This is a genomic window from Streptomyces sp. NPDC030183 (assembly GCF_055573455.1).
This window is the reverse complement of record NZ_JBVIBK010000045.1, coordinates 14,830-36,120: the sequence shown is the minus strand read 5'-3', so window position 1 is coordinate 36,120 and position 21,291 is coordinate 14,830. Positions and strand designations below refer to the sequence as shown.

Sequence of the window (21,291 nt, the reverse complement as noted above, 5' to 3'; positions counted from 1 at the left end):
CCCGTGTACTGGACGTACTCGGGTCGGGGCCCGGTGCGTCGAGAGCGCGTGCATGGCGTCGCGGGGTAGGTGGGAATTTGACGACAGGGCCTAGGAAGCCTCCCGGTAGGCCGCGGCCTCCTCCAGATCCAGCCTGCGCAGCAGTGTCCGCAGCATCTCGTCGTCGATGTAGCGGCCGTCGCGCAGCCTGACGAACACCTCGCGCTCGGCGCCGATCATCTCCCGGGAGAGCCTGCTGTAGGTGTCGTCGCTGGTCTCCCCGGTCACCGGGTTGACGGCCCCGAGCCGCTCCCACACGGCGTTGCGGCGCCGCTCCAGGACCGTGCGCAGCCGGTCGACCAGCGGCGGCGGCAGGGCGTTGCGCTCGTCCTCCAGGAGTTCGTCGAGCCGCGCCTCGGCCGTCCGGGACGCCTGGGCCTGCGCGTTGGCCTCGGCGAGGGTCTCGGCCTGCGAGTCCCGCCCCGGCAGCCGCAGAGCCCTGATCAGCGGCGGCAGCGTCAACCCCTGGATGACGAGCGTCCCGATCACCGTGGTGAAGGTCAGGAAGAGGATCAGGTTCCTCTGCGGGAAGTCGTCCCCGCCGTGCACGGTGAGCGGGATCGAGAACGCGATGGCCAGCGAGACGACGCCCCGCATACCGGCCCACGCGATGACGAAGGGCCCCTTCCAGGTCGGGTTCTCCTCGCGTTCACGGATCCGCGCGGACAGCATCCGGGGCAGGAAGGTCGCCGGGTACACCCAGGCGAACCGGGTCACGACCACGATCAGGAAGACGGCCACGGCGTACCAGGTGGCGCGCAGGCCCTCGTTCTCGCCGAGCCCTTTCAGCACGACCGGCAGCTGCAGGCCGATGAGCGCGAAGACCGCCGATTCGAGCAGGAAGGCGACCATCTTCCACACGGCCTCCTCCTGGAGACGGGTCGCGAAGTCGACCTGCCAGTTGCGGTAGCCGAGGTACAGGCCGACCACGACCACGGCGAGCACCCCGGAGGCGTGCACCCACTCGGCCAGCCCGTAGGCGACGAAGGGGATCAGCAGGGAGAGCGTGTTCTGGAGCAGCGCTTCCTTCAGGTGGGTGCGCAGCCAGTGGATCGGCATCATCAGCAGCAACCCCACGGTGACGCCACCGACCGCCGCCACCAGGAACTCGACGATCCCGCCCGCCCAGCTCGCGCCTTCCCCGATCGTGGCGGCGAGGGCGACCCGGTACGCGGTGATCGCGGTGGCGTCGTTCACCAGGGATTCGCCCTGGAGGATCGTGGTGATGCGTGACGGCAGCCCCACCCGCCGGGCGACCGCCGTCGCCGCGACCGCGTCCGGGGGCGCCACGACGGCGCCGAGCACCAGCGCGGCCGTCAGCGGCAGCCCCGGCACGATCAGATAGGCGGCCCAGCCGACGGCCAGCGTCGCGAACAGGACGTATCCGACCGACAGCAGCGCCACCGGCCGCAGTTGGGCACGCAGATCGAGGTAGGAGCTCTCCGTGGCGGCCGTGTACAGCAGCGGAGGCAGGACCAGGGGCAGGACGATCTCGGGGTCGAGCTCGTAATTCGGCACGCCGGGCACGTACGACACCGCCAGCCCGGCGGCGACCAGCAACAACGGGGCGGGCACCGGCGTGCGCCGGGCGGCACCGGCGACCGTCGCGCTACCGGCGACCAGGAGCAGCAGGGGCAGGAAGTGCATCGCGTTGTGCCGCCTTCGTTTTCCGCGCGAGCTTCCGCGCACCCGTCGTAACCTGGCCATCATGAAACAGTGCACGCACGCGGACGCACTGCCGCATCCCGAACCGACCCCGCTGAGCGAGACCTGTCCTGAATGCGAGGCCGCCGGGACGCACCCGGTGCAACTGCGGAAGTGCCTGGAGTGCGGGCACGTGGGGTGCTGCGACTCCTCGCCGATGCGGCACGCGACCGCGCACCACAAGGAGACCGGCCACCCGGTGATGCGTACCTTCGAACCGGGCGAGACCTGGCGCTGGTGCTTCGTCGACCACGTGCTCGTATGAGGGCGGGAAAACGAACAGGCCCCCGGTGAACACGCCCGCGACGTCGCACGACGGAACCAAGTCGTCCCGTGACACGTCGACGTACTCGTGTGACAAGGTTCGGCAGTCCGACGCCTGGGTACGTCAATCCGGCGCGCGCTCTTCCTATTTGAGGCCCGCAGACCCCTAGCCACAGAGCGTGTTCGTGTGCTTACTATGAGTGACAGCGTGGGGCTGGGTCGCCAGGACCCCTGGGACATGGCGCTCGGGAGCGCGATAGCGTCACCGCTGAACCACATAGCGCGTTACCCCGGGGGGCGACCCTCGGCCCCTGAAAAAGCTTGTACCACCTTGGAGGTGAGGGTGTCCCAGATCGCAGGCGAGCCCGGGACCCAGGACTTCGTGGAAGTCCGGCTGCCGGCCGCGGGTGCCTACCTGTCGGTGCTGCGTACGGCGACGGCCGGCCTCGCGGCCCGTTTGGACTTCACCCTCGATGAGATCGAGGACCTGCGCATCGCTGTCGACGAGGCCTGCGCGATCCTGCTCCAGCAGGCCGTGCCCGGCTCGGTGCTCAGCTGTGTCTTCCGTCTCGTCGACGATTCGCTGGAGGTCACGGTCTCGGCCCCGACCACGGACGGCCACGCCCCCTCGCGCGACACCTTCGCCTGGACCGTGCTGTCGGCCCTGGCGGGCAAGGTCTCCTCCGCGGTCGCCGACGACAAAACCGTTTCGATCAGCCTCTACAAACAGCGCGGCGCGGGACCCGGGCCGGCGTGAGGAACGGGGACGGGCCGGTGCGGGACGAAGAACGCGGCACACGGGAACTTCCCGCGAAGGAGGTCGGCCCCGGCGGGCCGGCACACCTCACGGACGGCGTCGACGGCATTCCCGAGCAGGCCCGGCCGCACCCGGAGGACGACTCCTCGACGGCGGCCGGAACCTCTCGGTGGACGGAGCCGGTCGACGAAGAGGACGAGGCGTCCCCCGACGGGCGACGGGAGCCGGAGGATGCCGCACGGAGCACCATGTCCTCACGAGGGCGGACTGGGGCCTCCCCCGCTCGAGCACAGTCGAGAGCTGGGGGAACGGTGACGGCGGGCGGGACTATGAGCGAGCACGAGCGACACGACGAGCCGGACACGCAGATCGTGCGCAGCACGCAGCACGACCCCCAGGACCGCAGCGGGGCGCGTGCCCTCTTCGTCCGGCTGCGCTCCCTGCGGGAGGGCAGCGCGGAGTACGCGGAGCTGCGCAATCAGCTGGTCCGGATGCATCTGCCGCTCGTGGAGCACCTCGCGCGCCGGTTCCGCAACCGCGGTGAGCCGCTGGACGACCTGACGCAGGTCGCCACCATCGGTCTGATCAAGTCGGTCGACCGTTTCGACCCGGACCGCGGCGTGGAGTTCTCCACATACGCGACCCCGACGGTCGTCGGCGAGATCAAGCGGCACTTCCGCGACAAGGGCTGGGCGGTGCGGGTGCCGCGCCGTCTGCAGGAGCTTCGGCTGGCGCTGACCACGGCCACGGCCGAGCTGTCCCAGCAGCACGGCCGCTCCCCGACGGTGCACGAGCTGGCCGAGAAGCTGGCCATCTCGGAGGAGGAGGTCCTGGAGGGCCTCGAGTCCGCCAACGCGTACTCCACGCTGTCGCTGGACGTCCCCGACACCGACGACGAGTCGCCGGCCGTCGCCGACACCCTGGGCGCCGAGGACGAGGCACTGGAGGGCGTCGAATACCGGGAGTCCCTGAAGCCGCTCCTGGAAGACCTTCCGCCGCGCGAAAAGCGGATCCTGCTGCTGCGGTTCTTCGGCAACATGACCCAGTCGCAGATCGCGCAGGAGGTCGGCATCTCCCAGATGCACGTCTCCCGTCTGCTGGCCCGCACTCTGGCCCAGCTCCGGGAGAAGCTGCTGGTGGAGGAGTAAGAGCAGCCTCCTGGGGAGCCACGAGCGGTCCCGGGATGCGACGGACCGCCCGGTGCGCGGGGCGACAGGACGGGGACGGACGCCCCCCTAGCGCTTGCCCTCCTCCGCCCGACCAGGCCCTTGGATTCCGAGGGCCTGCGTCGTCGCCGGGTTGATCAGCAGGACCAGCGCCGCGACCGCGACCACGGCCAGGACGATCCCCGCCGGGATCGCCACGCTGTCCGCCCGAAGCAGGTTGTACGCGACCGGCAGCGCCATGATCTGCGTGATGACGGCGGGCCCCCTGCTCCAGCTCCGCATCAGCAGCAGCCCGCGGGCGGCGATCAGCGGCAGCAGGGCCAGGGCGATGAGGGTGAGGCCCCCGGTGACGCCGGTGCTGAGGTCGTCGGAGTCGCCGCCGAAGCCCAGGACGAGCATGGCGCCACCGCCGACCAGCAGGGCGATCCCCTCCAGCGCCGCAAGGGCCGCCGCGGCGGTCAGCCGCCCGGGGCGGGGCGCGGCGTCGGGGGTGTCCGGCGTGGGGTTCTGCTGAGGGCTCACCCCTGAAGGGTAGCCCCGGCGCCCGGACGCACACCGGCCGCCCGCACGCCCCTCACGTGCTCATCGTCACTACACGATCTCCCCTGTGATCCGCACCTCGGTATGGGAGGAGTACCGCTCAGTAGGTACGCTGCAACTCATGCGTGCACTTCTCGTGGTCAATCCGGCGGCAACCACCACAAGCGCACGTACGCGCGATGTCCTGATCCACGCGCTGGCGAGCGAGATGAAGCTCGAGGCGGTCACCACCGAGTACCGCGGCCACGCCAAGGACCTCGCCCGCCAGGCGGCCGAGGGCAAGGACGACATCGAACTGGTCGTCGCGCTCGGCGGTGACGGCACGGTCAACGAGGTCGTCAACGGCCTGCTGCACCACGGCCCCGACCCCGACCGTCTCCCCCGCCTCGCCGTGGTCCCCGGCGGCTCCACGAATGTCTTCGCACGCGCCCTGGGTCTGCCCAACGACGCCGTCGAGGCGACCGGCGCCCTCCTGGACGCCCTCCGCGAGAACCGCGAGCGCACCGTCGGTCTGGGCATGGCCTCGGGCACCCCGGGCTCGGAGGACGAGGCGGTCCCGTCCCGCTGGTTCACGTTCTGCGCCGGCCTCGGCTTCGACGCCGGGGTGATCGGCCGGGTCGAGCAACAGCGCGAGCGGGGAAGGAAATCCACACACGCTCTTTACCTGCGTCAGGCATTCCGGCAGTTCCTGGATGAGCCTCACCGCAGGAACGGCACGATCACCCTGGAGCGGGCCGGCGAGGAGCCCATTACCGATCTTGTGCTGTCCATAGTCTGCAACACGTCCCCGTGGACGTTTCTCGGCAATCGCCCGGTGTACGCGTCACCTAAGGCCTCGTTCGATAAAGGGCTCGACGTGCTCGGTCTCAGCCGGATGTCGACGGCCGCGCTTGCCCGTTATGCCACGCAGTTGCTTACTTCGTCCCCCGAGCGGGGCCCCCATGGCAAGCACGCCACCACCGTGCACGACTTGACCGACTTCACCTTGCATTCGAAGGTGCCCCTCCCCCTCCAGATGGACGGCGACCACCTGGGACTGCGTACGAGCGTGACGTTCACAGGCGTACGCCGTGCACTGCGTGTGATTGTGTGAGCGGAACGGGCAAAAGTCCTTCCACTCGAACGTTTAGGCCAGGGTCCACCCCATGGAAGTACGGCTGTGACACAGTCGACACCGAGGAATCAAAAAAAACTTTCCGGAAGGGGTTGTATCCGCCGCTGAGGTTTGCGAGTCTCTACGTGGCGCTCGGGACAGCCCGCAACACCGGCTCAAGCAAGCGCCAGAACCCCTCCTCACAACAAAGGACCACACCAGTCCGCCTGGTGGTCGGCCCTTCACTTGTTGAGGGATTCGTGAAAGCGTTCACATTCACAAGCAACGTGCATGTAATACCAAGGAGAGGTAGCAGCCATGGACTGGCGTCACAACGCCGTTTGCCGCGAGGAAGACCCCGAGCTCTTCTTCCCCATCGGCAACACCGGTCCTGCGCTGCTGCAGATCGAGGAAGCCAAGGCTGTCTGCCGTCGCTGCCCGGTTATCGAGCAGTGTCTGCAGTGGGCGCTTGAGTCCGGCCAGGACTCCGGCGTCTGGGGTGGTCTCAGCGAGGACGAGCGCCGCGCCATGAAGCGCCGCGCCGCCCGCAACCGGGCCCGTCAGGCCTCCGCCTGACAATCCCACCCAGCAATAGCCTGAGCTTGGCGGCGCGTACAGCGAGTACGCATCTCCCGCCCCCGAGCCGCAGCGCGCAGTGCCCCCGGTGCGCCTAATCAGCGACGAGACTGAGCCCCGGACCACATGATGGTCCGGGGCTCAGTGCTGTCCGGTCGCGCTCCGCCGGGCGTTCCTACTTCTGTGCGCGGACCGGGATGTCGAGGATGACCTGGGTGCCCTGGTCCGGGGCCGGGACCATGTCGAAGGTGCCGCCCAACTCGCCCTCCACCAGCGTCCGTACGATCTGCAGGCCGAGGTTGCCGGAGCGGTGCGGGTCGAAGCCGTCGGGCAGTCCCACTCCGTCGTCCTGGACGGTGACGAGGAGACGGCTCTCCTTGGTGGTGCCGCCGCGTACGGCCGACACCTCCACGGTGCCGGTGTCGCCTTCCCGGAAGCCGTGTTCGAGGGCGTTCTGCAGGATCTCGGTGAGGACCATGGACAGCGGGGTCGCCACCTCCGCGTCGAGGATGCCGAAGCGTCCGGTGCGCCGGCCGGTGACCTTGCCCGGGGAGATCTCGGCGACCATGGCCAGCACCCGGTCGGCGATCTCGTCGAACTCCACACGCTCGTCCAGATTCTGGGACAGCGTCTCATGCACGATCGCGATCGACCCGACCCGCCGTACGGCCTCCTCCAGGGCTTCACGGCCGCGCTCGGAGTCGATGCGCCGCGCCTGGAGGCGCAGCAGCGCCGCGACCGTCTGGAGGTTGTTCTTCACCCGGTGGTGGATCTCCCGGATGGTCGCGTCCTTGGTGATCAACTCGCGTTCGCGGCGACGCAGTTCGGTGACGTCCCGCAGGAGGACGAGGGAACCGATGCGCGGACCCTTGGGTTTGAGGGGGATCGCGCGGAGCTGGATCACCCCTTCGTTCGACTCGATCTCGAACTCACGTGGCGCCCAGCCGCTCGCCACCTTCGCCAGTGCCTCGTCCACCGGCCCGCGGGAGGGGGCGAGTTCGGCGGTGGTACGGCCGAGGTGGCAGCCGACGAGGTCGGCGGCGAGACCCAGGCGGTGGTACGCGGACAGGGCGTTCGGGGAGGCGTACTGGACGATGCCGTCGGCGTCGAGCCGGATCAGCCCGTCGCCGACGCGCGGTGAGGCGTCCATGTCGACCTGCTGGTCGGGGAAGGGAAACGCGCCGACGGCGATCATCTGCGCGAGGTCCGACGCGCTCTGGAGATAGGTGAGCTCCAGCCGGCTGGGGGTCCGTACGGTCAGCAGGTTGGTGTTGCGCGCGATGACCCCGAGGACCCGGCCCTCCCTGCTGACGGGGATGGACTCGACCCGTACGGGCACCTCCTCGCGCCACTCCGGGTCACCCTCCCGCACGATCCGGCCCTCGTCGAGCGCGACGTCCAGGAGCGGGCGGCGGCCGCGTGGCACCAGGTGGCCGACCATGTCGTCCTGGTACGAGGTGGGGCCGGTGTTGGGGCGCATCTGGGCCACGGAGACGTAGCGCGTGCCGTCGCGGGTGGGGACCCAGAGGACGAGGTCGGCGAAGGAGAGGTCGGAGAGGAGCTGCCACTCCGACACCAGCAGATGCAGCCACTCCAGATCGGAGTCGCTGAGAGCGGTGTGCTGGCGGACGAGTTCGTTCATGGAGGGCACGTGTGCGAGCGTACCTGGCGGTACGGACATGCCTGGAAACGGTGGGCTGGGGCGACGGATCCAGCCCCGGAAGCACCCGCGGGCCGCGGCGCCTGAGAGGGACCCTCAACCCTCCCGGCACCGCAGCCCGGAGCAACATCGGCCGTGGGGTGTGCGGTCCCATCGACCGAAGGATGAGGAGCCGGAGCAGTCAGGGCAGAGAGCGCCGGTTCCTCGGTCCGCCTTCCTGTGCGGGGAAGACGGAGGTCTGTGGTGTTCACAGGTGATCGTCCGCGTCGGAGCGCTGATCGATCAGATGAGCTATCACGCCATTCTTGACTAGACCACTGCGTGTGTCCATGCGTTGGCGGATGTTTGTTGTTGTTCCCTGCCGATCGACCGCCGGTGGGCCGGGGCAAGGGCTTGTACGCAGCGTAGCCCGGTTCGGCCGGCCGCCGGACCGGAATGCCGGGGCCCGTGGCTTTTCGCACACCGCGTTCCGGGTGGAGCGGGCATGGGATGCGGTGCGGGGCGGTGGCCCTGCGGAGCGGTCGGTCGGCGGTGTCAGGCGTGCTGGTGAGCGGTCGGCCGGGGGCGTCAGGCGCGGGCGGGGGTGTCGGGGCGGTCGGAGTGGGGCCAGATGGACATGGCGAGTTCGGCGACCGCCTCCAGGTCCTGCCTGGCCGCGCCGTCCCGTGCCTGCTGGGACATGCCCTGGATGATCACGCCGGTGTGGCGGGCGAGTGCGGAGGCGTCCGTGTCGGCGGGCAGTTCACCGGCCGCGATGTCCGCTCTTATACGGCTCTCGAAGACGTCGATCCAGGCATTGCGCCGGGCGCGGAGGGACTCCTCGACCTCGCGGCTGGTGCAGTTGGTGGCCGCGTGGATGACCAGACAGCCGTGGGGGTGGGCGGGGTCCGTGTACTCGACGGCGGCCTCGCGCAGTATCCGCTCGACGGCGGCCCGCGCGGTGGGCTCCTCCTCCAGGGCCCGGTCGGTGAAGGAGCCGTAGCGGCTGCCGTACTCCCGGACCACCTCTTCGAAGAGGGACTGCTTGTCACCGAAGGCGGAGTACAGGCTCGGGGCGCCGATGCCCATGACGCGGGTGAGGTCGGCGACGGAGGTGGCCTCGTAGCCGTTCTCCCAGAACGCCAGGATCGCCTTCTCCAGGGCGGTCTCGCGGTCGAAGGAGCGGGGACGGCCGCGCTGCTTGCTCTCCTTGGTCACCATGGAGGCATTTTATAGCGGGCACTAGACAAACGTCGGCGGGCTGATCTACGGTGAATTATGTAGCGACCGCTAGAAAATATGGAGGGGGAGCCGACATGGGTGTGCTCGCGGGCAGGACGGCGCTGGTCACGGGGGCGAGCAGGGGCATCGGGCGAGGCATCGCCGAGCGACTGGGGCGCGACGGCGCCCGGGTGGCGGTGCACTACGGGAGGAACGAGCCAGCCGCGAAGGAGACGGTGGCCGTCATCGAGGCCGCCGGCGGTTCCGCCTTCGCCATCGGAGCCGAGCTCGGCACCCCGGGAGACGTCGAGACCCTGTGGGAGGAGTTCGACCGGCACGCGGACGGACTGGACATCCTGGTGAACAACGCGGCGATCGGCAGCTCCCGCCCGATCGAGGAGATCGACGAGGACGAGTACGACAGGCTCTTCGCGGTGAACGTGAAAGCGCCGCTCTTCCTCGTCAAGCACGGGATGGCCCGGCTGAGCGACGGCGGCCGCGTCATCAACATCTCGTCGGGACTCGCGCGGACCGCGGCGATGCCGCACAACATGGCCTATGCGATGACGAAGGGCGCGCTGGACGTCCTCTCCCGCGACCTGTCGAAGGTGCTCGGCCCGCGCGGCATCACCGTGAACTCGGTCGCGCCGGGCGTGACCGCGACCGACAACACCGCCGAGTTCCTGGACACCGAGGCGGGTCGTGCGATGGCCGAGGGGATATCGGCGCTGGGCCGGGTCGGAGCGGTGGAGGACATCGCGGACGTGGTGGCGTTCCTGGCATCGGACGAGAGCCGGTGGGTGACGGGAAGCTGGGTGGACGCCACGGGTGGTTCCCTGACGTAGGGGACCGGGTGCTCCACTGGAGAAGGGAGCGGGCGGCTCCGACGTGGAGCCCGGCCTTGTGACCGGGGAAGATGGGTTCCGCTCGCGTGACGCGGGACACATCCGTGCGAGGTCCGCTCTGCTAGATTGGTCTAAACCACATAGTTTCTCCCGACTCCCAGTCGCGTCCCTCTCTCCAGATCGGCAGGCCCAGCGTGGAAGTTGTCATCGTTCCGGATGCCAAGGCGGGTGGCGAACTCATAGCCGAGGCGATGGCGCAGTTGCTCCGGCGGAAGCCCGAGGCGCTGCTCGGCGTGGCCACGGGCTCGACCCCGCTGCCCATCTACCAGGCGCTGACCGCGAAGGCCCGCTCCGGTGCCGTGGACGTTTCGCGGGCGCGGATCGCCCAGCTCGACGAGTACGTGGGGCTGCCGGCCGACCACCCCGAGTCGTACCGCTCGGTGCTGCGCCGTGAGGTGCTGGAGCCGCTGGGGCTCGGCATGGACGCGTTCATGGGACCGGACGGCACCGCCGAGGACATACCGGGGGCCTGCGAGGCGTACGACCGGGCGTTGGCCGAGGCGGGCGGTGTGGAGCTGCAACTGCTGGGGATCGGGACCGACGGGCACATAGGGTTCAACGAACCGTGCTCGTCCCTGGCCTCCCGGACCCGCATCAAGACGCTCACCGAGCAGACCCGGATCGACAACGCGCGGTTCTTCGACGGGGACATCGAGCAGGTGCCGCACCACGTCATCACCCAGGGCATAGGCACGATCCTGGAGGCACGCCACCTGGTGCTGCTGGCCACCGGTGAGGGCAAGGCGGACGCCGTCGCGGCGACGGTGGAGGGGCCGGTGGCGGCGGTGTGCCCGGCGTCGGCACTGCAGCTCCACCCGCACGCCACGGTGGTGGTGGACGAGGGCGCCGCGTCGAAGCTGAAGCTCGCGGACTACTTCCGGCACACCTACAGCAACAAGCCTGACTGGCAGGGGATCTGACGGGACCGAGGACGCGCTGAGGCGCCACGGCCCGGGAGGAGGGGCTGTGGCGCCTTTGTGTGGTGCGGTTCCCGCGGTCGGCGTGCCCCGCCTGCGGTGGCGGGGCGCGTCTCCCCCGTCAGCCGTTCGCGGGCCGTCCGGCGACGGGGAGCGTTATCGAGCGCTCATGATGACCTCGGCCGCCGCTCGTCCGCAGACCCTGGCCGCTCCGTGGGTCGCGATGTGGAGGGCGCCGCGGGGCGGGGACTGGGGGACTCCCATCTCGACGACGATCGTGTCGGGGCGGGTGGAGAGGAGGACGTCGAGGGCGTCGCTCATCCAGGGGTGGCGGTGCTCGTCGCGGACCACGGCGACGATGCGTCGGGTGCCGGCCACCGCGAGGGCGGAGGCGCCGGCGCTGTCGCCCGCGAAGGTGCCGGTCTCGGTGCCGGGCAGGAGACGGGCCAGCTCCGCGCCCACGCCCCAGGGGGTCTCGTCGCCGACGGCGATGTTCGCCACCGGGGTGAAGGCCGCCACGTACAGGGGCTGGACGGGGGGTTCGTACGGCTGGTGGGCGAAGGTCGCCCGCAGCGCTCGTCGGGCGGCGGCGAGGCCGGCCCCAACGAGGTCCGTGCCCCCGGCGTCCGCTGCCGCGGCGTCCACTCCCCCGGTCGCCCGGCGGGTGCACTCGGCCAGGGACCGGACCCGGTTCGCCGCGTCCGCGAGGCGTTCCTCGGGGAGGGTGCCGGAGCGTACGGCGGTAACCAGGGCGTCGCGCAGGCGCCGTACGGTGTCGTCGTCGGCGAGGCCGCCGCCCACGCAGATCGCGTCGGCACCGGCGGCGAGGGCGAGGACGCTGCCGTGCTCGATGCCGTAGGTACCGGCGATGGCCCGCATCTCCATGCCGTCGGTGACGATGAGGCCGTCGTAGCCCAGCTCGCCGCGGAGGAGGTCGCTGAGGATGCCGTCGGACAGCGTGGCCGGGCGGTCCGGGTCCAGGGCCGGGACGAGGATGTGGGCACTCATGATGGCGCGGGTGCCGGCGGCGATGGCGGCGTGGAAGGGCACCAGTTCACGGGCCTCGATCAGGGGGCGGTCCGCGTCGATGCGGGGCAGGGCGAGGTGGGAGTCGACGGCGGTGTCGCCGTGGCCCGGGAAGTGCTTGGTGCAGGCGGCGACCCCGGCGGCCTGGAGGCCGGTGACATAGGCGGCCGTGTGGCGGGCGACCAGGTCGGGATCGGCGCCGAAGGAGCGCACGCCGATGACGGGGTTCGCCGGGTTGGAGTTGACGTCGGCGGAGGGGGCCCAGTTGAAGTTGACGCCGCAATCGGCGAGGCGGCGGCCGAGGGCGAAGGCCACGTCCCGGGTGAGGTCGACGTCGTCGACGGCGCCCAGGGCGTGGTTGCCGGGGAAGGAGGAGCCGGTGCGGACCTCCAGGCGGGTGACGTCGCCGCCCTCCTCGTCGATCGCGACCAGGACGTCCTCGTGCTCGGCGCGCAACTGAGCGGTGAGGGCGGAGAGTTGTTCGGGGGAGGTGATGTTGCGGCCGAAGAGGCCGACGGAGGCGAGGCCCTCGCCGAGGCGGCGCAGCAGCCAGTCGGGGGCGGTGGTGCCCGTGAATCCGGGCTGGAGGACCGTCAGCGCGTCCCGCTTGAGGCCGTCCTGCCCCGGGTGGGAGCCGGTCGAGCCGGTGGCGAATGTCGTCATCGGGTGGTTATCCCTTCACGGCGCCCGCGGTGAGGCCCGCGGCCATCTTGCGCTGGACGAGGAGGAAGAGGACGACGATCGGCACGGCCATCATGGTGGAGCCGGCCATCATCGGGGCGTATTCGGTGCCGTGTTTGGTGGTGAAGTTGCCGAGCCAGACGGTCGCGGTCTGGTTCTGCTGGCTCATCAGCATCAGGGCGTACAGGTACTCGTTCCACGCTTGGATGAAGCCGTAGACCGAGGTCGCCACCATGCCGGGTGCGAGCAGGGGGAAGACCACGCGGAGGAAGGCGGTGGTGCGGGAGCAGCCGTCGACCATGGCGGCCTCCTCCAGCTCGCGGGGGATGTTGACGATGAAGCCGCGCAGGGTCCACACCGTGAACGGGAGGATGAAGGTCAGATAGGTGATGATGAGGCCGGTGAGGCGGTCGTACTGGCCCAGGTCGTTCAACAGCAGGAACACCGGGATGATCATCGCGACCAGCGGGACCATCTGGACGGCCAGGATGCCCACGATCACCACTTTCCGGCCGCGGAAGGCGAAGCGGGAGATGGCGAGGGCCGCCAGCATGCCGACGACAACGCCGATCACGACCACCGTCAGGGACACCACGAGACTGCGGCCCACGGGACCCCAGAAGTCGGCGATGTCCAGTGCGCGGCTGAAGTTGGAGAAGGTGATCGAGGTCGGCAGGAGGCTGGGGTCGGGGTCGATGGCGTCCTTGGCCGGTTTGAACGCGGTGTTCAGCATCCAGTAGACGGGGAAGCCGGCGGTGACGAAGACGAGGAGGCCGAGGAGGTTCCAGCCGAGCCTGGACCCGCGGCGACCGGAGACAGCTGCTGTGCTCATTCGACCTCTCCGATCTTCAGCATCTGGCGCATGTAGACACCGATCACGCCGAGCAGCAACAGCACGGTCAGGAGTGCGATCGCGGAGCCCTGCGCGTAGTCGTTGACCACGAAGGCCCTGTCGTACGAGTAGGTGGTGAGCAGTTGGAACTCGGCCTCCGGGTGGCCGTTGCGCATCACGAAGACCTGCGGGAAGACACCCATGTCCCAGATGACCGAGAGGGTCGTGAGCATCACGACGATCGGCTTCAGGATGGGGAGGGTGACGTAGCGGAAGACGCCCCAGGCGCCGGCGCCGTCCAGGCGGGCGGCCTCCTCCAACTCCTTCGGCACCTGGGTGAGTCCGGCGCTGAGAGTGATGACGACGAACGGCACGGCGCCCCACACGACGAGCAGTGTGATGACGGCGAGTCCTTCGGGGCCGCTCGCGAACCAGTTGTGGCCGATCATGTCGACGCCGGGGAGCTTGCTGAGGAGGGCGTTGAAGATGCCGTAGTCGGAGTCGAAGAGCCACTTGAAGACGGTGGTGGCCACGATGATCGGCATGCCCCAGCTCGCCACGAGGGCAATGTTGATGAGGGTCTTCACCCAGCCGGAGACCCGCTGGAGCAGCAGCGCGATCAGCATGCCGATGACCATGGTGAAGACGACGCAGGAGGCGGCGAAGACGATGGTCCGTACGACGACTGTCCAGAACTCGCCGTCGCCCAGCACCTTGGCGAAGTTGTCGAAGCCGACCGACTCCGCCGGCTGGAAGCCCCACAGCTGGGACTGGCCGAACTTCTGGAAGGAGAGGGTGACCAGACGGACCAGCGGATAGCCGAGGACGACGGCGAGGATCAGCAGGCACGGGGCGAGGAGCGCCCACGGGACGGCGGCTCCGCCGGAACGCTTCGTACCGGAGGCCCGGTCGACGGCGGCGGGCGGCCCTGGTGGCGCCTGCCGCGGTGGCGGCACCTTGGTCGGAGTGGTCGTGTCTGCGGCACTCATCGCGCGCTCCTAAAGCAAATGAAGAGGGAGCCGGTCAGCACCCCGCCGTACCCGCCCCGCAGGAGCCGGGCGGTGGCGCCCGAGGAGGGGCGCGGGGAGCCGAGCGACCGGCCACGACGCTCGGGCGACGGCCACCACGGCCCGTCGCCGCACTGTCGTGATGCACGCGTCGGCACGGTCGTGAGGCACGCGCCGGCTCGACTCATGGCACCCACCGGTCGGGGCTGTGGCACCCCCGTTCGGGCCCGGCCCACGACGCCGGGCCCGAACGGGGGTCGACCGTCACTTGGTGTTGATGACCTTGTCGATCGCGGCGTCCGCCTCCTTGGCGGCCTCCTCGACCGTCTTCTTGCCGGTGCCGATGTTCTGGAGCATGGTCTGGAGGATCTGGGCCTTCTCCACCTGGCCCCAGCCGGGCGCCATCGGGACGAACCAGTTGGACTCCGCCGCGGTGGCCGGGACCGCCGTCGCCGGGTCCTCCTTGAGGGTGGCGAGGTCGGTCTTGTTGTTGGGCAGGTTGCCCTTCTTCATCAGCCCCTTCTGTCCGGCGGGACCGGTGAGGGCGTTGATCCACTCGGCGGCGACGCCCTGCGCGTCGGACTTCACCGGGACGGCGAGGTCGGAGCCGCCGAGGAAGACGGGCAGGTTCTTGCCGGACGGGCCGGGCAGTACGAAGTTCTCGACGTTGCCGGCGAGCTTGCCGGTCTTGTCGTTCTCCTTGGCCGCGGCGGTCGCGCCCTCCCAGGCGGGGGCGAAGATCATGCCGGACTTGCCCTGGCCGTAGACGATGTAGCGGTCGGACTCGTCCTTGGTCTTGTCGCCGTGCATATAGCGGTCGACGACGTTCTGGAACGCCTTCAGGCCCTTGACGGACTCCGGGGAGGAGAGGTTGGCCTTCCACTGGCCGCCCGACTCGACGGCTATGGAGCCGCCGGCGTCGTAGACGAAGGACATGGCCGCGTACCAGTCGCGGGTGGGCTGGTACCAGGCGCTGAACTTGTCGCCCTGCTTCTTCTGGACCTTGTCGAGGGCGGCGGTCAGCTCGGCATAGGTCTTCGGCGGGGACTTGACTCCCGCGGCGGCGAAGACGTCCTTGCGCCAGTTGGCGACGCGGCCGCCCGCGTAGTACGGGACGCCGTAGGTCTTGCCCTCGTAGGTCACGGAGGCCTTGAGGCCGTCGAGCCAGGCGCCGGAGTTGTCGAACTTCGCCGGGTCCACGGGGGCGAAGGCGCCCTTGACCATGTAGGCGAGCATCTCGGTGTTGCCCATCTCGACGACGTCGGGGGCCTTGTCGGTGGCGAGGACGGCGTCCAGCTTGGCGTTCTTGTCCGGCCAGCCGTAGTACTCGTGCTTGATCTTGATGCCGGGGTGCTTCTTCTTGACCGCGGCGTCGGCGGCCTTGACCAGTTCCGGCCAGTTGTTCTGTGCGTCGACCGTGAGCCAGACGGTCAGTTCCTTGGTGTCGGCCGCCTTGTCCGAGCCCCCGCTCTCGCCCCCGCACGCCGCGATGGAGACCATCATGCCCACGACACAGATCGCGGTTGTCAGCTTGCGCTTCACGCCACCCTCCTCAGGGATGCCATTCCTCAGGGATGCCACAAACCCCCCTGCTCCCCGCGGTGACAGACGTACCGCCCATGGGGCCGGGACCTGGACCAATGGTGTAGACCAGTACGCCGGAGCTTGGCTCAGACCAATCGGCGTGTCAAGGGTGCGCGAACCGGCTCTCACCAGCCGTTATGCGACCTACATATGCAAGAACCTTTATGTAAGAAGGCAGCGAAAACCGAGCGACTGAGTCACACTCTTCGGGTAGACCACTGCACCTTCCCGGAGTAGACCAGCGGAGCCCTCTCCATGGACTAGACCAGCGGGGGCCGTGCGGGTATACAGAAGGATCACGCCACTAGGAGCCGGGAAGGCGGAGCATGAGCACCGACGTCAGCAGTGCGGAGAACGAGAACGGGGCGAACGTCCGTACCGCGCGCGTGCCCAAGTACTACCGTCTGAAGAAGCACCTGCTCGACATGACCGAAACCCTGCCCCCCGGCACGCCGGTCCCGCCGGAGCGGACGCTCGCCGCCGAGTTCGACACCTCACGCACGACCGTGCGGCAGGCTCTGCAGGAGCTGGTGGTCGAGGGGCGCCTGGAGCGCATCCAGGGCAAGGGCACGTTCGTCGCCAAGCCGAAGGTCTCCCAGGCCCTGCAACTCACCTCGTACACCGAGGACATGCGCGCCCAGGGACTGGAACCGACCTCCCAGCTGCTGGACATCGGCTACATCACCGCCGACGACACCCTGGCCGGGCTGCTGGACATCACGGCGGGCGGACGGGTGCTGCGGATCGAGCGGCTCCGCATGGCGAACGGCGAGCCGATGGCCATCGAGACGACCCATCTGTCCGCCAAGCGCTTCCCCGCCCTGCGCAGGTCACTGGTGAAGTACACCTCCCTCTACACCGCGCTCGCCGAGGTGTACGACGTCCATCTCGCCGAGGCCGAGGAGACCATCGAGACCTCGCTGGCCACCCCGCGCGAGGCCGGCCTGCTCGGCACGGACGTGGGCCTGCCGATGCTGATGCTCTCCCGCCACTCCCTGGACAAGGAGGGCCAGCCGGTGGAGTGGGTGCGGTCCGTCTACCGGGGCGACCGCTACAAGTTCGTGGCGCGCCTGAAGCGCCCGCAGGACTGACCGGTCCACGGCGACCGATCCCCTGCGGCGGCAACCGTCCCGTGCGTGATCTCCGGACGCACGGGACGCAGTCGAGACGCAGTCGAGACGCAATCGGGACACCGTCGGGACGCAGTACCTCCGCAAATCCGTTATGCGAACAGGGGTTACGCGCGGCGGAGCAGTCCCTTAGATTTCCTGCGCATTGCTCAGGTGATCAGTGAGGGGACGGAGCCCTGGTATGTCCAATGCGCCCGACGTGAAATCACCGGAGACGCCGGTGGTGACACCTGTCAGAGTGGTCATCGCCCTGTGCTTGTTCGCCCCGTTCGTGGCGATGCTCTGGGTCGGCTCGTACGCCAAGACGGACCCGGCGTTCGCCGGCATCCCGTTCTTCTACTGGTACCAGATGGCCTGGGTGCTGATCTCGACCGCGCTCACGGCCGTCGCGTACGTGCTGTGGCAGCGTGACCAGCGAGCCCGCAAGGCCCGGCGTTCCGAGGACGGGGGTGTGGCGCGATGAAGGACGGCGTGAACGGCGTGGCACTCGCCGTCTTCATCTTCTTCTTCCTGGCCGTCACGGTCATGGGCTTCATGGCCGCCCGCTGGCGCAGGGCCGAGAACGAGCACAGCCTCGACGAATGGGGCCTGGGCGGACGGTCGTTCGGCACCTGGATCACCTGGTTCCTGCTCGGCGGCGACCTCTACACCGCGTACACCTTCGTCGCCGTACCGGCGGCGATCTACGCGGCGGGCGCGGCCGGCTTCTTCGCGGTGCCCTACACGATCCTGGTGTACCCGCTCATCTTCACATTCCTGCCCCGCCTGTGGTCGGTCTCGCACCGGCACGGGTACGTGACCACGTCGGACTTCGTCCGCGGTCGCTTCGGCTCGAAGGGCCTGTCGCTCGCGGTGGCCCTGACCGGCATTCTGGCGACGATGCCCTACATCGCCCTCCAGCTCGTCGGCATCCAGGCCGTGCTGGACGTGATGGGCGTCGGCGGCGGCGAGAACACCAACTGGTTCATCAAGGACCTGCCGCTGCTGATCGCCTTCGGCGTCCTGGCCGCGTACACCTACTCCTCCGGCCTCCGCGCCCCCGCGCTGATCGCGTTCGTGAAGGACACCCTGATCTACATCGTCATCGCGGTGGCGATCATCTACATCCCGATCAAACTCGGCGGCTTCGACGACATCTTCGCCAAGGCGAGCGAGGCGTACGGCCAGACCAACAAGGTGACCGGCGCGCCGCGCGGGGCCCTGGTCCCGGGCGACGCCAACCAGTGGACATACGCGACCCTGGCCCTCGGCTCGGCGCTCGCGCTCTTCATGTACCCGCACTCGATCACCGCGACGCTGTCCTCGAAGAGCCGCGAGGTGATCCGCCGCAACACCACGATCCTGCCGCTGTACTCGCTGATGCTGGGCCTGCTGGCGCTGCTGGGCTTCATGGCGATCGCGGCCGGCGTCAACGTGCAGAACGGCCAGCTGGCCATCCCGCAGCTGTTCGAAACCATGTTCCCGGACTGGTTCACGGGCGTGGCCTTCGCGGCGATCGGCATCGGCGCGCTGGTGCCGGCGGCGATCATGTCCATCGCCGCGGCGAACCTCTTCACCCGCAACATCTACAAGGACTTCATCAAGCCGGACGCCACGCCCGCGCAGGAGACCAAGGTCTCCAAGCTGGTGTCGCTGCTGGTGAAGGTCGGCGCGCTGGTCTTCGTCCTGACGATGGACAAGACCGTCGCCATCAACTTCCAGCTCCTCGGCGGCATCTGGATCCTCCAGACCTTCCCGGCCCTGGTCGGTGGCCTGTTCACCCGCTGGTTCCACCGCTGGGCCCTGCTCGCCGGCTGGGCGGTCGGCATGATCTACGGCACCCTGGCCGCGTACGGGGTCGCCTCCCCGACCAACCCGTCCCAGAAGCACTTCGGCGGCTCCTCCGCGGAGATCCCCGGCATCGGCGAGATCGGCTACATCGGCCTCACGGCGTTCCTCCTCAACGTGGCCGTGACCGTGGTCCTCACCTTCGTCCTCCGGGCGGCCAAGGCCCCCGACGGCATCGACGAGACCAAGCCGAGCGACTACACGGCCGACGCGGGCGACGCGGGCGTCCAGGTGGAACTGCCCCCGGCGACGGCGGGTTCGAGCCACTGACGCTCTGACACGCGGCTTCCCCGCGCCCCTTTGAAGGGCCGAAGGCCCAGAAGGGGCGCGGGGAACCGCGCGAGCGACCACGACGAACCCGCGCCCGCCGACGCGGCGAACCCCCCGATCTCATAGGCGCCCAAGGGACCCGAAAAGCAGACACACCCCCGGCTACCCTGACCCCGTGACCGTCCCCACACCGATCGTCCTGGACAGCGACCCCGGTATCGACGACGCCGTAGCCCTCCAGTACCTCCTCGGCACGGGCCTGTGGGACCTCAGGGCCTACACCTCGGTCGGCGGCAACCTCCCCGCCGAAGCCACCTACAGCAACGCCCGCGCCCTGGCCCGAGCCCTCCGCATCGACACGGACGTCCCCGTCCACCGGGGCGCCGGCCGCCCCCTGTCCCGCCTCCCCTACCGCGAGGCATCCGCCTTCCACGGCCGGGCCGGCCTCGGCGACGAGTCCCTGCCCGACTCCACCGCCCCGCACCCCACGGAGTCCTCCGCCCAGGCCCTGCTGCGTCTGTCCCGTGAGCATGAGGGCGAGTTGACGGTGTGCGCCACCGGCCCGCTCACGAACGTCGCGATCGCCCTGCTGGAGGATCCCGGTTTCGCCCGCCGCGTCGCGAAGTTCGTGTTCATGGGCGGCGCCGCGCAGGTGCCGGGGAACTTCACCCCGGTCGCCGAGTTCAACATCTGGTCCGACCCGGACGCCGCCGAGATCGTGCTCTCCTCCGGTATCCCCTTCACCATGGTCGACCTGGACGCCTCCCACGGCTGGCTGTTCCGCCCCGCGGACCTCGCGGCGCTGGAGGCGGCGGGCCCGGGCACGGCGCTCGCCGCACGGCTGATGCGGACGTACATGAACGCCTACACCCGCCACGGCGGGGACGGCACGTGTCCGCTGCACGACCCGCTGGCGGTGGGGGTGTGCGGGGACGAGGCGTTCGTGACGGCCGCCGAGGGGGCCGTCGTCGTGGAGTGCGCGAGCGAACTCACACGCGGCCAGAGCGTGTTCGTGCCGGCCGACGCCCAGCGGATCTACTACTCCGAGTCCCCCTCCCTGACAGCCCGCCTCCGCGTCACCGGCCGCGTCGCCCTGGGCCCCGGCCCCCGCGACTTCAGCGAGCACTTCGTGACGACGCTGCCGCACTGGCCGGCACTGCCCTGACCGACCCACCACCCGCCGCCCCGCCCTCAGCCCTCAGCCCTCAGCCCTCAGCCCTCAGCCCTCAGCCCTCAGCCCTCAGCCACACCGACAATCACACGATCAACCGCCCCTGTGGACAACCGCGGACCTGCCGACCGCCTCCTCGTGCAGACTGCGATCCATGGACATCACGATCCGGCACATCTCCCCCGACGAGTACACCGACCTCGGCGACATCACCGCCCAGGCCTACCTGGCGGACGGCTTGCTGGACTTCGGCGAGAGCGACGCATACCTCGGCGAACTGCGGGACGTGGCGCGGCGGGCCGCCGCGGCCGAGGTGCTCGTGGCCGTGACGGAGGGGCGGGTGGTCGGCGGCGTGACCTTCGTCCCGGCCGGAGGCGCCATGGCCGATATCGCCACCTCCGGGGAGGCCGAGATCCGGATGCTGGCGGTCGAGCACGCCGCCCGTGGCCGCGGCATCGGCGAGGCCCTCGTGCGCCACTGCGTCGAGCGCGCCAGAGCCGTCGAGGGCTGCGTCCGGGTCGTGCTGTCGACCCAGCGGACCATGCATTCCGCCCACCGCATCTACGAACGGCTGGGCTTTGTTCGAACGCCGGCACGCGACTGGAACCCCGTCCCACACCTTCCGGACCTGACCCTGCTCACCTATGAGTTGACGCTATGACACGCTCCGAAGTCACCGCGACACTACATCTGGGGGTGGACCGGCAGCCCAACACAAGATGTATGCTCATGCTCGCTGTCGCCGCAGGGGAATCCGGTGCGAATCCGGAACTGTCCCGCAACGGTGTACTTGCGTGCGTTCGCACGCGAGTCCAGTCCGAGGACCTGCCGACAGTGCGCCCGGCCGTCCGGTCCGGGTGCCCTGACGTCCGGGCCTCGTGGAGTGGGCCGGTGGACGCGACGCCCCCGTGCGCTCGTGTGCTGCTGCCTGCCCTCCGCTGG

20 protein-coding genes and 1 riboswitch are annotated in these 21,291 nt (G+C 69.5%); of the genes, 12 read left to right on the top strand and 8 right to left on the bottom strand.

Annotated elements, in window-relative coordinates; genetic code table 11:
- Window positions 1–90 precede the first annotated feature (90 nt).
- Window positions 91–1,686: a Na+/H+ antiporter gene (locus ACZ4Z2_RS35515; protein WP_468081742.1), complete on the bottom strand. Its 1,596-nt coding sequence runs from the start codon at window positions 1,684–1,686 to the stop codon at window positions 91–93.
- Window positions 1,687–1,747: 61 nt separating this feature from the next.
- Between ACZ4Z2_RS35515 and ACZ4Z2_RS35510 the strand changes: the two genes are divergently transcribed.
- From ACZ4Z2_RS35510 to ACZ4Z2_RS35500, 3 genes are all read left to right on the top strand, one after another.
- Window positions 1,748–2,008: a UBP-type zinc finger domain-containing protein gene (locus tag ACZ4Z2_RS35510; protein WP_468081740.1), complete on the top strand. Its 261-nt coding sequence runs from the start codon at window positions 1,748–1,750 to the stop codon at window positions 2,006–2,008.
- A gap of 342 nt (window positions 2,009–2,350) precedes the next feature.
- Window positions 2,351–2,764, top strand: a complete 414-nt coding sequence (locus ACZ4Z2_RS35505) for an ATP-binding protein (RefSeq protein WP_033525425.1) — start codon at window positions 2,351–2,353, stop codon at window positions 2,762–2,764.
- Window positions 2,761–3,912 carry an RNA polymerase sigma factor SigF gene (locus ACZ4Z2_RS35500; protein ID WP_468081738.1) on the top strand — a complete coding sequence of 384 codons (1,152 nt, stop codon included), beginning with the start codon at window positions 2,761–2,763 and terminating at the stop codon, window positions 3,910–3,912. The genes ACZ4Z2_RS35505 and ACZ4Z2_RS35500 overlap by 4 nt, the downstream gene beginning before the upstream one ends.
- A gap of 87 nt (window positions 3,913–3,999) precedes the next feature.
- Here ACZ4Z2_RS35500 and ACZ4Z2_RS35495 read toward each other — a convergent pair whose 3' ends face one another.
- Window positions 4,000–4,452: a hypothetical protein gene (locus tag ACZ4Z2_RS35495; protein WP_468081737.1), complete on the bottom strand. Its 453-nt coding sequence runs from the start codon at window positions 4,450–4,452 to the stop codon at window positions 4,000–4,002.
- A 139-nt stretch (window positions 4,453–4,591) separates the two neighbouring features.
- Between ACZ4Z2_RS35495 and ACZ4Z2_RS35490 the strand changes: the two genes are divergently transcribed.
- Window positions 4,592–5,563 carry a diacylglycerol/lipid kinase family protein gene (locus ACZ4Z2_RS35490; RefSeq protein WP_468081746.1) on the top strand — a complete coding sequence of 324 codons (972 nt, stop codon included), beginning with the start codon at window positions 4,592–4,594 and terminating at the stop codon, window positions 5,561–5,563.
- Between the two features lie 318 nt (window positions 5,564–5,881).
- A complete protein-coding gene (locus ACZ4Z2_RS35485) occupies window positions 5,882–6,139 on the top strand; it encodes a WhiB family transcriptional regulator (protein ID WP_003992873.1) in 258 nt (85 codons plus the stop codon).
- A gap of 175 nt (window positions 6,140–6,314) precedes the next feature.
- On the opposite strand, the gene ACZ4Z2_RS35480 is transcribed toward ACZ4Z2_RS35485, so the two are convergent.
- Both ACZ4Z2_RS35480 and ACZ4Z2_RS35475 read right to left on the bottom strand, forming a co-directional pair.
- Window positions 6,315–7,790, bottom strand: a complete 1,476-nt coding sequence (locus tag ACZ4Z2_RS35480; RefSeq protein WP_468081736.1) for a sensor histidine kinase — start codon at window positions 7,788–7,790, stop codon at window positions 6,315–6,317.
- Between the two features lie 576 nt (window positions 7,791–8,366).
- On the bottom strand, window positions 8,367–8,999 hold the full coding sequence (locus tag ACZ4Z2_RS35475; RefSeq protein WP_468081735.1) for a TetR/AcrR family transcriptional regulator: 633 nt from the start codon (window positions 8,997–8,999) through the stop codon (window positions 8,367–8,369).
- Window positions 9,000–9,094: 95 nt separating this feature from the next.
- Between ACZ4Z2_RS35475 and ACZ4Z2_RS35470 the strand changes: the two genes are divergently transcribed.
- Together ACZ4Z2_RS35470 and nagB are read left to right on the top strand one after the other, a co-directional pair.
- Window positions 9,095–9,844, top strand: a complete 750-nt coding sequence (locus ACZ4Z2_RS35470; RefSeq protein WP_468081734.1) for an SDR family oxidoreductase — start codon at window positions 9,095–9,097, stop codon at window positions 9,842–9,844.
- A gap of 194 nt (window positions 9,845–10,038) precedes the next feature.
- On the top strand, window positions 10,039–10,824 hold the full coding sequence (nagB, locus tag ACZ4Z2_RS35465) for a glucosamine-6-phosphate deaminase (protein WP_468081733.1): 786 nt from the start codon (window positions 10,039–10,041) through the stop codon (window positions 10,822–10,824).
- A gap of 153 nt (window positions 10,825–10,977) precedes the next feature.
- Here the strand turns inward: nagB and ACZ4Z2_RS35460 are convergent, their stop codons facing one another.
- The 4 genes from ACZ4Z2_RS35460 to ACZ4Z2_RS35445 all read right to left on the bottom strand — a co-directional run bounded on the left by ACZ4Z2_RS35460 (window position 10,978) and on the right by ACZ4Z2_RS35445 (window position 15,909).
- Window positions 10,978–12,510: a glycoside hydrolase family 3 protein gene (locus ACZ4Z2_RS35460; RefSeq protein ID WP_468081732.1), complete on the bottom strand. Its 1,533-nt coding sequence runs from the start codon at window positions 12,508–12,510 to the stop codon at window positions 10,978–10,980.
- A gap of 7 nt (window positions 12,511–12,517) precedes the next feature.
- Window positions 12,518–13,360 carry a carbohydrate ABC transporter permease gene (locus ACZ4Z2_RS35455; RefSeq protein ID WP_468081730.1) on the bottom strand — a complete coding sequence of 281 codons (843 nt, stop codon included), beginning with the start codon at window positions 13,358–13,360 and terminating at the stop codon, window positions 12,518–12,520.
- Window positions 13,357–14,349 carry a carbohydrate ABC transporter permease gene (locus tag ACZ4Z2_RS35450; RefSeq protein ID WP_468081729.1) on the bottom strand — a complete coding sequence of 331 codons (993 nt, stop codon included), beginning with the start codon at window positions 14,347–14,349 and terminating at the stop codon, window positions 13,357–13,359. The genes ACZ4Z2_RS35455 and ACZ4Z2_RS35450 overlap by 4 nt, the downstream gene beginning before the upstream one ends.
- 282 nt (window positions 14,350–14,631) lie before the next feature.
- Window positions 14,632–15,909, bottom strand: coding sequence for an extracellular solute-binding protein (locus ACZ4Z2_RS35445; protein ID WP_468081728.1), 1,278 nt, complete (start codon window positions 15,907–15,909; stop codon window positions 14,632–14,634).
- Window positions 15,910–16,277: 368 nt separating this feature from the next.
- Here ACZ4Z2_RS35445 and ACZ4Z2_RS35440 point away from each other — a divergent pair, with 368 nt between their 5' ends.
- The 5 genes from ACZ4Z2_RS35440 to ACZ4Z2_RS35420 all read left to right on the top strand — a co-directional run bounded on the left by ACZ4Z2_RS35440 (window position 16,278) and on the right by ACZ4Z2_RS35420 (window position 21,010).
- Window positions 16,278–17,042, top strand: a complete 765-nt coding sequence (locus tag ACZ4Z2_RS35440) for a GntR family transcriptional regulator (protein ID WP_141574277.1) — start codon at window positions 16,278–16,280, stop codon at window positions 17,040–17,042.
- 220 nt (window positions 17,043–17,262) lie between these two features.
- Entirely contained in the window at window positions 17,263–17,544 is a 282-nt protein-coding gene (locus ACZ4Z2_RS35435) for a DUF3311 domain-containing protein (RefSeq protein ID WP_468081727.1), read from the top strand.
- The gene (gene mctP, locus ACZ4Z2_RS35430; protein ID WP_468081725.1) at window positions 17,541–19,178 is read left to right on the top strand and encodes a monocarboxylate uptake permease MctP; all 1,638 of its coding nucleotides are present in this window, start codon (window positions 17,541–17,543) and stop codon (window positions 19,176–19,178) included. The genes ACZ4Z2_RS35435 and mctP overlap by 4 nt, the downstream gene beginning before the upstream one ends.
- Before the next feature lie 175 nt (window positions 19,179–19,353).
- Entirely contained in the window at window positions 19,354–20,343 is a 990-nt protein-coding gene (locus ACZ4Z2_RS35425; protein WP_468081723.1) for a nucleoside hydrolase, read from the top strand.
- 160 nt (window positions 20,344–20,503) lie between these two features.
- The gene (locus tag ACZ4Z2_RS35420) at window positions 20,504–21,010 is read left to right on the top strand and encodes a GNAT family N-acetyltransferase (protein WP_468081722.1); all 507 of its coding nucleotides are present in this window, start codon (window positions 20,504–20,506) and stop codon (window positions 21,008–21,010) included.
- A gap of 62 nt (window positions 21,011–21,072) precedes the next feature.
- Window positions 21,073–21,196: riboswitch (cobalamin riboswitch) on the top strand.
- Window positions 21,197–21,291 lie beyond the last annotated feature (95 nt).

Bases quoted from the DNA above. Each gene is read 5' to 3' on its own strand.
- ACZ4Z2_RS35515 (WP_468081742.1), bottom strand. From the start codon at position 1,686: ATGCACTTCCTGCCCCTGCTGCTCCTGGTCGCCGGTAGCGCGACGGTC.
- ACZ4Z2_RS35510 (WP_468081740.1), top strand. From the start codon at position 1,748: ATGAAACAGTGCACGCACGCGGACGCACTGCCGCATCCCGAACCGACC.
- ACZ4Z2_RS35490 (WP_468081746.1), top strand. From the start codon at position 4,592: ATGCGTGCACTTCTCGTGGTCAATCCGGCGGCAACCACCACAAGCGCA.
- ACZ4Z2_RS35485 (WP_003992873.1), top strand. From the start codon at position 5,882: ATGGACTGGCGTCACAACGCCGTTTGCCGCGAGGAAGACCCCGAGCTC.
- ACZ4Z2_RS35475 (WP_468081735.1), bottom strand. From the start codon at position 8,999: ATGGTGACCAAGGAGAGCAAGCAGCGCGGCCGTCCCCGCTCCTTCGAC.
- ACZ4Z2_RS35470 (WP_468081734.1), top strand. From the start codon at position 9,095: ATGGGTGTGCTCGCGGGCAGGACGGCGCTGGTCACGGGGGCGAGCAGG.
- ACZ4Z2_RS35460 (WP_468081732.1), bottom strand. From the start codon at position 12,510: ATGACGACATTCGCCACCGGCTCGACCGGCTCCCACCCGGGGCAGGAC.
- ACZ4Z2_RS35455 (WP_468081730.1), bottom strand. From the start codon at position 13,360: ATGAGCACAGCAGCTGTCTCCGGTCGCCGCGGGTCCAGGCTCGGCTGG.
- ACZ4Z2_RS35450 (WP_468081729.1), bottom strand. From the start codon at position 14,349: ATGAGTGCCGCAGACACGACCACTCCGACCAAGGTGCCGCCACCGCGG.
- ACZ4Z2_RS35440 (WP_141574277.1), top strand. From the start codon at position 16,278: ATGAGCACCGACGTCAGCAGTGCGGAGAACGAGAACGGGGCGAACGTC.
- ACZ4Z2_RS35435 (WP_468081727.1), top strand. From the start codon at position 17,263: ATGTCCAATGCGCCCGACGTGAAATCACCGGAGACGCCGGTGGTGACA.
- mctP (WP_468081725.1), top strand. From the start codon at position 17,541: ATGAAGGACGGCGTGAACGGCGTGGCACTCGCCGTCTTCATCTTCTTC.
- ACZ4Z2_RS35420 (WP_468081722.1), top strand. From the start codon at position 20,504: ATGGACATCACGATCCGGCACATCTCCCCCGACGAGTACACCGACCTC.